This window comes from Candidatus Minimicrobia vallesae (genome assembly GCF_018866205.1).
In the GTDB taxonomy this organism is placed as follows: Bacteria; Patescibacteriota; Saccharimonadia; order Saccharimonadales; family Saccharimonadaceae; genus Nanosynbacter; species Nanosynbacter vallesae.
Genome location: NZ_CP076459.1, coordinates 312,719 through 324,797 on the forward strand (window position 1 = coordinate 312,719; position 12,079 = coordinate 324,797).

19 protein-coding genes, 1 tRNA gene and 1 pseudogene are annotated in these 12,079 nt (G+C 44.6%); 7 read left to right on the forward strand and 14 right to left on the reverse strand.

Going from position 1 to position 12,079, the window contains the following annotated elements; genetic code table 11:
* Positions 1-139: 139 nt before the first annotated feature.
* A complete protein-coding gene (locus KOY49_RS02170; RefSeq protein ID WP_232736521.1) occupies positions 140-514 on the reverse strand; it encodes a hypothetical protein in 375 nt (124 codons plus the stop codon).
* Positions 515-831: 317 nt separating this feature from the next.
* A complete protein-coding gene (gene rplA, locus KOY49_RS02175; protein ID WP_129632827.1) occupies positions 832-1,518 on the reverse strand; it encodes a 50S ribosomal protein L1 in 687 nt (228 codons plus the stop codon).
* 475 nt (positions 1,519-1,993) lie between these two features.
* On the opposite strand from rplA, the gene KOY49_RS02180 reads away from it, so the two are divergent.
* Positions 1,994-2,485 (forward strand): hypothetical protein, encoded by a 492-nt coding sequence (locus KOY49_RS02180; RefSeq protein ID WP_232736522.1) that lies wholly within the window; start codon positions 1,994-1,996, stop codon positions 2,483-2,485.
* Positions 2,486-2,544: 59 nt separating this feature from the next.
* A complete protein-coding gene (gene eno, locus KOY49_RS02185) occupies positions 2,545-3,825 on the forward strand; it encodes a phosphopyruvate hydratase (protein WP_232736523.1) in 1,281 nt (426 codons plus the stop codon).
* Between the two features lie 74 nt (positions 3,826-3,899).
* Here eno and KOY49_RS02190 read toward each other — a convergent pair whose 3' ends face one another.
* The 11 genes from KOY49_RS02190 to KOY49_RS02230 all read right to left on the reverse strand — a co-directional run bounded on the left by KOY49_RS02190 (position 3,900) and on the right by KOY49_RS02230 (position 8,592).
* The gene (locus tag KOY49_RS02190) at positions 3,900-4,457 is read right to left on the reverse strand and encodes an L-threonylcarbamoyladenylate synthase (RefSeq protein WP_232736524.1); all 558 of its coding nucleotides are present in this window, start codon (positions 4,455-4,457) and stop codon (positions 3,900-3,902) included.
* A gap of 59 nt (positions 4,458-4,516) precedes the next feature.
* The gene (rplK, locus tag KOY49_RS02195) at positions 4,517-4,942 is read right to left on the reverse strand and encodes a 50S ribosomal protein L11 (RefSeq protein WP_129632624.1); all 426 of its coding nucleotides are present in this window, start codon (positions 4,940-4,942) and stop codon (positions 4,517-4,519) included.
* Between the two features lie 180 nt (positions 4,943-5,122).
* Entirely contained in the window at positions 5,123-5,419 is a 297-nt protein-coding gene (gene nusG / locus KOY49_RS05230) for a transcription termination/antitermination protein NusG (RefSeq protein WP_332873925.1), read from the reverse strand.
* Positions 5,413-5,559: a transcription termination/antitermination NusG family protein gene (locus KOY49_RS05235; RefSeq protein WP_332873926.1), complete on the reverse strand. Its 147-nt coding sequence runs from the start codon at positions 5,557-5,559 to the stop codon at positions 5,413-5,415. Before KOY49_RS05235 ends, nusG begins: the two co-directional genes overlap by 7 nt.
* 52 nt (positions 5,560-5,611) lie before the next feature.
* On the reverse strand, positions 5,612-5,902 hold the full coding sequence (secE, locus tag KOY49_RS02205) for a preprotein translocase subunit SecE (protein ID WP_232736525.1): 291 nt from the start codon (positions 5,900-5,902) through the stop codon (positions 5,612-5,614).
* Between the two features lie 89 nt (positions 5,903-5,991).
* Entirely contained in the window at positions 5,992-6,330 is a 339-nt protein-coding gene (locus tag KOY49_RS05405) for a sensor histidine kinase (protein ID WP_376787539.1), read from the reverse strand.
* A 16-nt stretch (positions 6,331-6,346) separates the two neighbouring features.
* Complete coding sequence (locus tag KOY49_RS02210; RefSeq protein WP_232736526.1) at positions 6,347-7,186, reverse strand: histidine kinase dimerization/phospho-acceptor domain-containing protein; 840 nt, start codon at positions 7,184-7,186, stop codon at positions 6,347-6,349.
* A gap of 30 nt (positions 7,187-7,216) precedes the next feature.
* Positions 7,217-7,633 (reverse strand): YgjP-like metallopeptidase domain-containing protein, encoded by a 417-nt coding sequence (locus tag KOY49_RS02215; protein ID WP_232736527.1) that lies wholly within the window; start codon positions 7,631-7,633, stop codon positions 7,217-7,219.
* Positions 7,545-7,910, reverse strand: coding sequence for a hypothetical protein (locus KOY49_RS02220; RefSeq protein ID WP_232736528.1), 366 nt, complete (start codon positions 7,908-7,910; stop codon positions 7,545-7,547). Before KOY49_RS02220 ends, KOY49_RS02215 begins: the two co-directional genes overlap by 89 nt.
* 2 nt (positions 7,911-7,912) lie before the next feature.
* Positions 7,913-8,455: a P-loop nucleotide/nucleoside kinase family protein gene (locus KOY49_RS02225; protein ID WP_129632608.1), complete on the reverse strand. Its 543-nt coding sequence runs from the start codon at positions 8,453-8,455 to the stop codon at positions 7,913-7,915.
* A gap of 60 nt (positions 8,456-8,515) precedes the next feature.
* Positions 8,516-8,592, reverse strand: a tRNA-Trp gene (locus KOY49_RS02230).
* A gap of 126 nt (positions 8,593-8,718) precedes the next feature.
* Here KOY49_RS02230 and KOY49_RS02235 point away from each other — a divergent pair.
* The 4 genes from KOY49_RS02235 to KOY49_RS02250 all read left to right on the forward strand — a co-directional run bounded on the left by KOY49_RS02235 (position 8,719) and on the right by KOY49_RS02250 (position 11,136).
* Positions 8,719-9,309, forward strand: coding sequence for a glycosyltransferase family 4 protein (locus tag KOY49_RS02235; RefSeq protein WP_232736529.1), 591 nt, complete (start codon positions 8,719-8,721; stop codon positions 9,307-9,309).
* 279 nt (positions 9,310-9,588) lie between these two features.
* Positions 9,589-9,765 carry a glycosyltransferase gene (locus KOY49_RS02240; protein WP_232736530.1) on the forward strand — a complete coding sequence of 59 codons (177 nt, stop codon included), beginning with the start codon at positions 9,589-9,591 and terminating at the stop codon, positions 9,763-9,765.
* Positions 9,766-9,998: 233 nt separating this feature from the next.
* On the forward strand, positions 9,999-10,868 hold the full coding sequence (locus KOY49_RS02245; protein WP_232736531.1) for a glycoside hydrolase family 57 protein: 870 nt from the start codon (positions 9,999-10,001) through the stop codon (positions 10,866-10,868).
* 103 nt (positions 10,869-10,971) lie between these two features.
* Positions 10,972-11,136 (forward strand): hypothetical protein, encoded by a 165-nt coding sequence (locus KOY49_RS02250; protein WP_232736532.1) that lies wholly within the window; start codon positions 10,972-10,974, stop codon positions 11,134-11,136.
* A 66-nt stretch (positions 11,137-11,202) separates the two neighbouring features.
* On the opposite strand, the gene rpmG is transcribed toward KOY49_RS02250, so the two are convergent.
* Positions 11,203-11,421 (reverse strand): 50S ribosomal protein L33, encoded by a 219-nt coding sequence (gene rpmG, locus KOY49_RS02255; protein WP_129632843.1) that lies wholly within the window; start codon positions 11,419-11,421, stop codon positions 11,203-11,205.
* A gap of 200 nt (positions 11,422-11,621) precedes the next feature.
* Between rpmG and KOY49_RS02260 the strand changes: the two are divergent.
* Positions 11,622-11,978 (forward strand): annotated as a pseudogene (locus KOY49_RS02260) (DEAD/DEAH box helicase family protein); the annotation flags it as partial.
* Positions 11,979-12,079 lie beyond the last annotated feature (101 nt).

The window sequence follows — 12,079 nt, forward strand, 5'->3', positions numbered from 1 at the left end:
CGGACTAGGGGTGTTTCAGGCGCGGCGCTTCTGCCTCGCCTGAGATATCACTTCCCACCCCAGCGCGGCCAAGATGACCGCGATCCAGGGTAGGTTAGCAGAAGATGACCCGGTCTTCGCCAGGACCGAAGTCTCTGGCTTAGACTCCGGAGTCGGTGTAGGACTTGGTTCCGGTGCCGGAGGCGGAGGTGTCGGTTCCGTCGTTGGTGTGGGCACCGGTTCCGGCGTGGGTGCCGGAGGCGGAGGTGTCGGTTCCGTCGTTGGTGTGGGCACCGGTTCCGGCGTGGGTGCCGGAGGCGGAGGTGTCGGTTCCGTCGTTGGTGTGGGCACCGGTTCCGGCGTGGGTGCCGGAGGCGGAGGTGTCGGTTCCGTCGTTGGTGTGGGCACCGGTTCCGGCGTGGGTGCCGGAGGCGGAGGTGTCGGTTCCGTCGTTGGTGTGGGCACCGGTTCCGGCGTGGGTGCCGGAGGCGTCGGAGGTACACATTGCTCCACGGAAGGGTTGCACTCGATACAACCTTTCCCGGTACATTCCAATGAAGGGGTGGTGGCTTGGGATGTTCCTCCGAAGAGGAGGGCCGTTCCGATGAACCCTAGGAGGATCGCCCCTAAAACGATCCTTAGGGGGGTCCGCTTCCTTGGCCTGGTCATGATTTTTCCCTTTCGTGAGTGGTGCTGATTGTAAAAGTTCACTGTCCAGTCACGCTGGAAAGTAAAAAATACACATCAGCATCTAGGCGGACTTTACTATTTTATCATAAAAAATGAAAAATGCAATAGTAACACAAAAATCCCGCCAGAATCGACGGGATTTAATTGCCTGAAATATAAAGATTACAGAGAGTTCTCTACTTTAATGCCAGGGCCCATAGTTGTGGCAATTGCAACGCTCTTAACGTAAACACCCTTTAAGCTGGATGGCTTTTGGGAGTTCAAACTGGTTAAGAATGCGCGTGCGTTTTCTGACAATTTTTCAGCGCCGAATGATACTTTGCCGATTGACAAGTGAACGATGGCTTGCTTATCAACGCGATATTCAACTTTTCCGGCTTTTGCTTCAGAAACGGCTTTAGCGACGTCAGTAGCAACAGTGCCAGACTTTGGATTTGGCATCAAACCGCGTGGGCCAAGCAAACGTGCGTATTTACCAAGCTTTGGCATGTACTGTGGAGTTGCGACCAAAATGTCGAAGTTCAATTCTTCCTTATCCAATTGGCTTAGGAATTCTTCGTCACCGATGATGTCGGCGCCAGCTTTTTTAGCGGCAGCGTGCTCTGATTCTGGTGCAAAAACAGCTACGCGAACATCCTTACCTGTACCGTGTGGCAATGCTACGGTTGAGCGAATGTTTTGGTCGGCTTGGCGTGGGTCAACACCTAAGCGGATGTGGATTTCAACGCTAGCGTCAAACTTGACTGGGCTGGTTTCAGTAGCCAACTTCAAAGCTTCGTCTAAGCTGTACAATTTGTTCTTTTCAACGTTTTTTGCAGCGTCTTGATATTTTTTACCGCGGCGCTCCAAGCGTGGACGAGTAACTGGCTTTGGACCTTTCTTTACGTGAGCTTCGGCGTCGTCTGATTGTGGAGTAGTGTCGCCAGCTTCCTTGCGAGCTTCCTTCTCTGCTTTTTCAGCAGCTTCGTCAAGAGCTTTTTGGCTGCGTTTGCCAGACTTAGCGACAGTAGCTTCGCGCTCAGCAACAACGTCTTTGTCTTTGTTGTCGTGAGATTTGCTTGCGTCTGTAGCTTCTGCAATTGCTGCTTCAATTTCAGCGATTGTGTTTTTCTCACTGACTGATAGTTTTAGTTCTGCTGCTTTTTCTAGCAACTCGGCTTTCTTTGCCATAAAAATCCTTTCTGTGGTACGAACGGCAATTTGTCATCTTAACAAATCAGCCTCCCAACATTGATTGATAATGTTGAAATTATACCATATTTTCAGAGATTGAGGCAAATGTTTGATTTTATGGAAAATAATTGTACAATATTTCATACTATGAGTGAAGTTTTCGGAAAGGTCAAATAGAGATAAGTTTACGGAAATCGTAGGTAACGAAGACGGTTCTTTAGGAACGATAGATATCTACGTCCCAGAGCAATGTATGTCCTGTCCAAGAATAATAGAAGCGTTAAATAACCTAGATGAATACAGAAAAACAGTAAACAGACTTTTGGCGATGGCGTTGGGCGGTGATAAAGTAGCGTTGGTTGACGAGGCTACCGGCGAGACATTAGATGAAGATAAAGCTACCAAAATTGTTTGTAAAATGGCCGCCAGCGGAATGAACGAGCTAGATGAAAATATTGCAAAAGCGCAGAGGGATATTTACATGTTAGCTAATGGGTGTACAGGACCCTTGGGGCTGCAGGCATCTGATGGAGAGAGGCGCGTGAGTGTCCATATGTGTGATAGTCCAGGAGTTTTTTATTCAGGCTTGGGTGAGTCACAGATCGGAGAGGCTGTAATAATAGAGCGCGAATTAGAAGAGTGATATTTTTATATAAAATGAGGGCTAACGCATAGTTACTGTTTTTTGATAAAATAGTAATTATGGATATAACAATTACAAACATACAAGCAAGGCAAATTTTAGATTCGCGTGGAAATCCGACGGTTGAGGCGGACGTGACTTTGAGTGACGGTTCGTTTGGGCGGGCAGCTGTTCCGTCTGGCGCAAGCACTGGCTCTTTCGAGGCTGTTGAGCTTCGGGATGGCGAGTTGGCGTTTGGCGGTAAAGGCGTGCTTCGTGCGGTCGAAAATGTCAATGGTGAAATTGCGCAGGCTTTGAAAGGCTCTAATCCGTTCGATCAGGCCGCAATTGATGAAAAAATGAAGAATCTGGACGGTACGCCGAATAAGGCGCGTTTGGGTGCGAATGCGATTTTGGCTGTGTCGCTGGCTGTAGCGAAAGCTGCCGCTAAGTCGCGTGGCGTGGAGTTGTATCAATATGTCAATAGCTTGGCTGGAAATCCTACAATGTGCTTGCCGATGCCGATGATCAACGTGATGAACGGCGGTCAGCATGCGTTGGGTGCGACTGATTTTCAGGAATATATGATTATTCCAACTAGCGCGGCAACTTTTGCGGACGCAGTTCGAATGAGTGCGGAAGTTTTTCATGCATTGGCAAAAATCCTGAAAGACGAAGGCTATCCTACGACGGTTGGCGATGAGGGCGGCTATGCACCTCATGTCAGGAATGGTAATATGGAGCCTATTTTGTTGCTATCTCGCGCCATCGAGCAGGCTGGCTATAAATTAGGCGTGGACTTTGGTTTTGCGCTGGATGTTGCGGCGAGCGAGCTTTACAAGGACGGCAAATATAACTTGGCGACTGAACACCGAATTCTGTCGGCTGACGAAATGATTCGCACGTATAAAGCCCTGTTGGAACGCGTCCCTGTTCTCTCGATTGAAGATGGATTGAACGAAGAAGCTTGGGAAGATTGGGAGAAAATGACGGCTGATTTGGGCAATTTTGCGCAATTGGTTGGCGACGATCTTTTGGTGACGAATGTCGAGCGATTGAAGCGCGGAATCGAAGAAAAGGCTGGCAATGCGATCTTAATCAAGCCGAACCAAATTGGCACATTGACCGAGACAATTCAGGCTGTTTTGATGGCGAAGAATGCTGGCTGGAATACGGTGATGAGCCACCGATCTGGCGAGACGGAGGACGTAACGATTTCTCACTTGGCGGTCGGTTTGGGCACGGGTCAAATTAAGACTGGCTCGATGTCGCGGTCAGAGCGAATTGCTAAGTATAACGAGCTGCTGAGAATTGCGGAAAAGCGCCCAGATTTGGAAATTGCGCATCCGTTTGTGAAGTAACTCGCGTAAAAAGACTTCCCCGTAATTCAGAGGAAGTCTTTTTTATTTGGCGATTTTTGATAATTATTCGAGGATTATCTTCTTAAAAACTCAATTTCCCCGCCCTCGTTGATTCGGACAATTTGCGACGGTTGAGCGTCGGCGACTTCTCCAGAATCGACATAAATTGGCACTAATTCGTGGAAGTAATTTATCGCTTCGGTGACGTTCTTTGCCGGTTCTTCTCCTGATGGATTTGCACTGGGCGCAACCAAAAGACCGACGGTTCGAATTAATTCTGCCAACGGAGATTCTGGCACGACTCTGAATGCTAATGTTTCGCCGTTCCTCGAAAGATGTGGCAGAAAATTAGGACTCACTTTGGCGATGATTGTTGTTGGTCTATTTTTGGAGATTTCTTGATATTTGTGTTTGATCGACGGCGTGAGATTAGGGATGTCGTCAATATCCGCAACCAAAATAATAACGGGTTCATCCAAGGGGCGCCGCTTAACTTCGTATAATTTCTCGACGGCTTTTTCTGAATTGGCTGCGGCTAATATTCCGTAAATCGTATCAGTTTTAGCAATTATCAATTGCTCGTTCTGGAGCGCGGAGATTACACTGTTGTCTAAAATATTCTTCACAATCATTTATTTTACCATAAAATAACCCCGAGAAGTCCGGGGCTATTTGCTAAAAGTTCTGTAGATTAGTCGACGACTTCAACACCCATTGAGCGTGCTGATCCGGCGATAACTTTCATTGCGCCTTCGATGTCGATTGCGTTCAATTGGTCTTTTTTCGCCTCAGCGATTTCTTGCAATTGTGCGCGAGTAATCTTACCAACCTTGTCTGAGTGTGGCTTGCCGCTACCCTTTTGGATTCCAGCTTTTTCACGAATCATATCGTCAACTGGCTGACCAAGTGAGTTCCAAGTAAATGTTCGGTCTTCGTAAACTTGAATGTGAACAATTACATCCTTACCCATCATGTCTTTTGTAGCGTCATTGAATGGATTAATGAAATCCATCATGTTTAGTCCCCACTGACCAAGCGTTGATCCCACTGGAGGACCTGCTGTTGCTCGACCGGCTGGAATTCGTAATTTCAAATTACCAATAATTTTCTTTGCCATAGTTCTTCCTTATAGTTTGTAGTGCGTAACTCGAATATTATATCGAAAAATGCTTAAAATTGCAAGCTAAACTTTTTTAACCTGCAGGGCATCCAACTCAACTGGGAGTGTCACGGCCAAACATACTGACCATAACCTTCAAAGTACCTCTTAGACGCATCAATTTCGCTCACGGCGCCATCAAAGCCCTTGAACGGACCGTCGATAATTGGAAACAACTTCGCCCTCTGAGAAATCAATCTGATGCTTTGGCTCTTCAACGCCCATTCGCTTCTTAATCTTCGCAATTTCTTTTTCAGAAACTGGAGTTGGCGTAGTGTCGGCACCCACAAATCCTGTAACGCCTGGCGTGTTGCGGATGATGTACCAAGTTTCGTCGGTCAATTTCATCTCAACCAAGACATAGCCCTGGAAAATCTTAGCTTCAACAATTTTACGCTTACCGTTGCGAATTTGGATCTGCTTTTCCTCTAGCACGATAACGTCAAAAAAATCTTATCAGCCATATCGACGCCGTTGATTCGTTGGCGAATTGATTCGGCAACTTTTTCTTCGTAGCCAGAATAGGTATGAATTGCATACCATTGCTTACTGTCATCATATCGTTTTGAACTCATAATCTCTCTCCTTTACTTCAAAATTTGGTTAAAGCCCCAGTTGAATGCGGCGTCAAGTAATAAAATCAGAACGACAAACAAAAAAGGTGAAGATAAGCACCGCCGCTGTCATTGCCCAAGTTGCTGAACGGGTTGGCCAGCGAACTAGCTTCAACTCTTCCCAAGCGCCCTTAAAATATCCAATCAATCCACCTTTTTCGCCAGACTTTTTAGGTGCTTTTGTGGTGATTTTTGTTGGTTTATTGATTTTTTTCGCTACAGCTTTTTCTTTTTTTGGCGCGTCGTCAGTAGCCTTAATTCGACGAACCGTAGTTTTGCTGCTTGCCTTGCCTTTCTGTGCCATATTTTCTCCCAATTTAAAAAGTCTGTTTTTCACAGACTGTCAATAGTCATTGTAATTCATCCGAGTCAAAAAAACAAGTTGACCGAATATTATTTGTCATTATTTTTGAACTCTTTCAGCTTGAATCCGAACGTCGATCCGTGGTTTAATCGGCTTTCTACCTCAATTTTGCAGCCCAATTTCTTCGCCAACTTAGCGGAAACGTATAGACCTAATCCCGTGCCTTTCGTCTCGCGGGTTCTATAATCTTCTGCGCGGTAAAACTTGTCGAAAATTTTTGCTATGTCGGCTTTGCTAATGCCAATTCCCGTGTCAATAACCTTGAAGGTGATTTCGCCAGATTTATTTTTCTTGATTGATAAAGTTATGGAGCCTTTTTGTGTATATCGAATGGCGTTGGTGATGAAGTTTTGGAGAATTTCCTCCAGATATAGACGAGAAACTTTAACTCACGCCAAGTCGCCCGCCGATATCCAAATTGAAAGCCAAACCTTTTTCGCCCGCCTGAGGTGAATATTCGGAATTTATCTGAGCCGCCAGCTCTGTCACGTCAATTATTTCCGTTTCATCAGCCACACCTCGCTCGGCGCGTGATAGCGTACTGAGGTCGTTGATCATTCGCGCTAAGAATAAAATTTGCTTATGAGATTCGTCAATGGCTTCGGGAATTTTGCTAGTCATTTTACGCTCGACCAGCAATTTGGCGTTACTCAGCGAACCTTCAGCAATAGCAATTGGCGTGCGTAATTCGTGACTAACTACGCTAATAAACTCATCACGCTCCTCTTCGAGGCTCTTCGTCTTCGTGATGTCGCGCAAAATAAGCACATATCCGTCCGGCGTCATCTTGTCGCCGCCCTGAACTGGCGCAAGCGTAACTTCCAGGCGAATATAATCGTCATCTTCGATTTTCATCAGAACGTCGTCGCGCTGGCGAATTGCGGAAGACTTGGTGAGTTCCTTAAAAATGTCAATCGGCTTTTTATCCGTCGTTTCAAGGTTCAGCACCTGACTGATATGTTCGCCGTTAATTCCGCTGTTCGTGTCAATCAAATTAAGCGCCGCCGAATTGTACGTATTGATAATTCCATGTTCGTCCGTACTGAGGATCGCGTCGGTAATATTATTGATAAGCGTGATCATTCTTTGATGTTCGCTAAGGCTTTTTTTATCATTTTTACAATCAGATTTATCGCTAATTTCCGACAATATTTTATGTAAAACAATAGCTATAACACCTAAAACAACACTCAGAGTGATCAATAGAAAAATTAGCGCCCACATAGCTAAAGTATAACATAAGCATATGCGTTTCTATATGTATGGCGAATATTTTTTCAATTCATTTCGGTGGATTTTATAATGCGGGTCAAATTTGGCAACTTCGTCCCAGAATTTCGTCGAGTGATTCATATGCCTGGTGTGACATAATTCGTGGATAATTACGTAATCAATCAGCTCAAATGGCAAATTCATCATCCCGATATTCAAGCTAATCGTTCCAGATGAAGAGCAGCTTCCCCAGCGACTTGATGAGTGTGTGATTTTACTTCGAGCAAAAGAAAAGCCGTGTTCTTCCGCTAAAAACGACAATCGCCTTGGTAAATATGACTTGGCTTCTTTTCTGAGCGCGACCAGAATTTTACTGCGGATAAGTTGTTGGTTTGCGGCCGATTCGACGGATTCCGCCTTGTTGATTTCTGCCAATATCTGCGTCCCGACGATTTTCACGCTCGAAGGTTTCGTGGTCGTTTGTATCAATAAATGATGACTTTTGCCAATTTGCTGATTCTTCTGTGTAAGAAAGTGTTTCTCTGTATTGAGAAACTAATTCGCGGATTTGCTTTCGGGAGGTTTTAATCAATGCCTTTGCGGCTAACAGCGGCGCATATGGCGGCATTGTGATTTGTATTCGTCCATCTGGCGCAATTTTCAAACTAACAGTCTTCGCTAAGCTGCGTTTTTTAACGACAATTTCTCCGAATTCTTCGTCGGTAATAATTGTCATGACTAACCTATGTTAATGCGATTTCCGGCAATTGGGCGGCGTGGAGCTTCTGGGCGACTGGCGCCAATTTGCTTAAGAACAGTGCGAGCCTGACTACTTAAGGTGTGCCGACCACTGATCACGACGTAAGACTCGCTGCTGTGCGGCGCTGAAAACTGCTTCAATCGTCGCTCGAAAGATTCGTCATTTCCGCCATAAGCCTTTATCCAGCGATGCTTGGCTGTGGCGGGATCGGTTTGCACCCAAACAAATAGGACTTTATATCCATATTCCCTGGCAAGGCGATTGATACGCATACGATTCGTGCGCTGATCAGTTGATCCGTCCAAAATGACAGTTTGCTTAGTCTTCAAAAATTCTTCCAAAAGCGACAATGTTGCGTCAGAAATGGTTTTTGTATTGTCCGTAAAAACTTCAAATTGTCGAGAACTTACCACTGGAGAATTGAAAATCTTCGCAAATTCTACAGCGAATTGCGTCTTCCCTGAACCTGGCGCACCAACCATGGCGATAATATGCGGAAGTGAAGGTGATAAAGGTTTCATATTGAGAAATTATAGCAGATTTTTGACTAATAAAAAAGATTCTCTTTCAAGCGAGAATCTTGGCAGGAGTGGAGGGACTCGAACCCCCGACACCTGGTTTTGGAGACCAGTGCTCTAGCCACCTGAGCTACACTCCTATAGCAACCATTTTATCACGAATTAGCTTTGTCGCAAATGTTAAAATTGTGAAAAATAAAAACTCGTGAAAAAGATCCCAAAATCCCTTGAAAAAACATAAGCGTAGTTCTACAATTAACTCAGAGATGAAAATTTTAATGCTTGGGTGGGAACTTCCTCCGCACAATAGTGGCGGACTTGGCGTTGCTTGCTATCAGATGTCGAAGGCGCTTGCTTCGGAGGGCGTTGATATTGACTTTATTATCCCCTACACCGCCAAGCATCCCGGAATTGACTATATGAATATCTATTCAGCTACTCCTTTGCCGCCGAATTATCACGATTTGGGTGCGTATAATAACGGTTCAGAGGAAGATCGTGAAAACGCTAAGGATGAATATGGTCTTTCGCCGATGCGTGCTGTACAGAGGCGTTATGGCAAATACGTTCGGAAGTTTGTGAAAAATCATCAGCCCGACGCGATTCACGCGCATGATTGGTTGACGATGGAAGCTGGAATAATTGCTAAGGAAATGACGGGCGCGCCGCTAATTGTGCATGTTCACGCGACGGAATTTGACCGTTCTGGCGAGCAGTCAGGAAATCCTCTGGTTCACGAAATTGAGCAACAAGGCTTGTTGATGGCTGATCGGATAATCGCCGTTAGTGAAATCACGAAGGAAATAATTGTTAAGAATTATCACATTCCGCCAGAGAAAATTGAGGTGGTTTTATAACGCAGATTGATCTGGCTGATTTGCCGCCACATGAGTATGACGCCAGCACTTACAGATATTTGGAGGAGCTGAAAAATAGAGTGGCTATACGGTTGTCGGCGCGTTGACGCGGCTCACGGTTCAGAAGGGTTTGACGTATTTTGTGCGAGCTGCAGCGAAGGCGCTTGATAAATATGAGAAGATTGTGTTTATTTTATCCGGAAATAGTAAGACAAAGAGATGAACTGATTGAACTAGCGGCAGATTTAGGGATTAGCGATAAGATGATTTTTACGGGATTTGTGCGCGGGAAAACAGTGGCGAGATATTTACTATTTGATTGATGTTTTTGTGATGAGTTCGGTTTCTGAGCCATTTGGCTTGACCGCCTTGGAGGCGGCACATCATGACACGGCGTTACTTATTAGCCGTCAATCCGGCGTCGGCGAGGTTCTGAATAATATTCACCCGGTTTGACTATTGGGACGTGAATAAATTGGCCGGATGAAATTGGTAATATCGCTGAATCACCTGCCCTACAGAAATCTCTGAAGAAAAACATTAAGAACAAATACGCGAGAATTTCCTGGCAAGACGCCGCTAGAAAATGTCTGAAACTATACAAAGGAGCGCTGGCATGAATAAAAATAAAGGAATAGTTTTATATCTACACGTACACCAACCGTGGCGAATACGCGAGTATAGTATATTTGACGTGGCTTGGAAGCATAATTATTTCTCCTGGCGGTCAAAATCCAGATCAGGACAATCAAAAAATATTCCAAAAAGTTGCAGAAAAGTCGTATTTGCCGATGAATGCTTTGCTTGAAAAATTATTGAAAAAATATCCTGATTTTAAGATTTCACTGAGTTTTAGTGGAACGTTTTTAGAGCAAGCCGAAAGGTTTAATCCTGAAGTTTTGGAAAGCTTTAAGCGCTTGGTAAAGACTGGTCAAGTAGAAATATTATCAAGTCCGTATCATCACAGTCTGGCGTTTTTCTATTCGCGCAAGGAATTCGAGCGTCAAGTTGAGCTTCACCGCTGGAAGATTCGCGAGATTTTTGGTGCGGAAACGCGAGTTTTGGCAAATACAGAATTGGCGTATAGCGATGACTTGGCAAAATGGGCTGAGCAGGACGGCTTTAAGGGCGTGTTGGCTGAAGGCTGGGATCCGATTCTGAATTGGCGCAGTCCGAATTATGTATATCGCCCAAGAGGCACGAAGAAAAATGGATTACTGCTTAAGAACTATCGATTGAGCGATGATTTGGCGTTTAGGTTCAGCGATCGAAAATGGAATGAATGGCCGCTGACTGCGGATAAGTTTAATACGTGGGTGGAAGATTCTGTCCGTTACGCGCCACTACTTAACTTGTTTATGGACTATGAAACTTTCGGCGAACATCAATGGGCGGAATCTGGGATTTTCGGCTTCTTTGAGAACTTTGTTGATAAATGGCTGAGTACTAATGGCAACACTTTCTACACCGTTAGCGAAGCACTAGACGCGAATGCGCCTGCCGGTGAAATGAAGTATGCCGTCGCCTGTAACGTGGGCAGACGCCGAGCGTGGATTTGATCGGCTTGGAACGGAAATGCAGCCTGCAGAAAGAAGCTTTGCGATATGTCTATGAGCTTGAAGATGAGGTCTTGAATAGTAAAGACGAAGGTCTAATTAGCGATTGGCGAAAATTGCAAACTTCAGACCACTTCTCTATTACATGGGAACGAAGAATTTTACCGACGGCGACGTCCACGCTTATTTTAGCCCGTATGATTCGCCATACGACGCTTTTCTTTACTATATGAATACCATTCGTGATATGAAATCTCGATTGAGGAAATAGTCAGACATTCTTGCCAAATAAAAACTCCCTCTTAATGCGAGGGAGTTTCTGTATAATCCTGTTAAATTAGCTTTTACGAGCTTTAACTTCGTTACGACCAAGGTTCTTCTTAGTCTCGGTGTAAGTAGCGTGTTGCTTTGCAATTGGGTCGTACTTACGTAGTGTCAATTTACCCTGACCTTTTGTGGTGCGGTTCTGGGTGTTAACAGTAGTATAGTAAGTTCGGTGGTTGCTCAAGTTACTCACCAAACCAATCAGCTTTCGTTTCGTATTCTTCTTTGCCATCTCTTTACTCGTTAGATTTTATAAAACGTCTTGACTAATTATAGCATGGGTGAAGTGAAAATGCTAGTACCATATCAGATTTTACTAATTTTTATGCCTACTTCGCCAATCACCTAGTCAAGTATCGACCCGCGTACTTTATCGATTCTCTGTTCTATCTATTGTTTCGTCACAGTTCCCTCCTAACTTTGTTAAGACTGCGTTTTGGTAAAACTCTCTCTTCTTACGATTTTGCGAAAAAATTCAATGCTAAGAATGTTTTGATAATTACTAATCGTCCAGCAATTGCCAATTCATGGTTTGATGATTTTGAAAAGTTTATTGACGGGTATTATTTTATTTCGACAGCAGATTCTTTAAAAAAACGCGAAACCTTATCTAGGGACGAGTTCCTTAATAAGGCTAATTCATCAAGTGAAGATAAGCAGATAACCTTCTTAAGTTTGCAGGATCTAAAAGGAGGTAGGGCTTTTGGTGGACCACATAACAAATTAAAATGGGTGGCGGATCTTAAGTGGGATTTGTTAATTATAGATGAGGCTGGTAAGATGATCGAATTGGACGCAGAGCAAGTTTCGACTTATCATCATGAAGGAGGTTGTTAACCGCTTTTGCTTGACAAGAAATAGCGAAAGTACGGTATACTTATAGTAAGGAT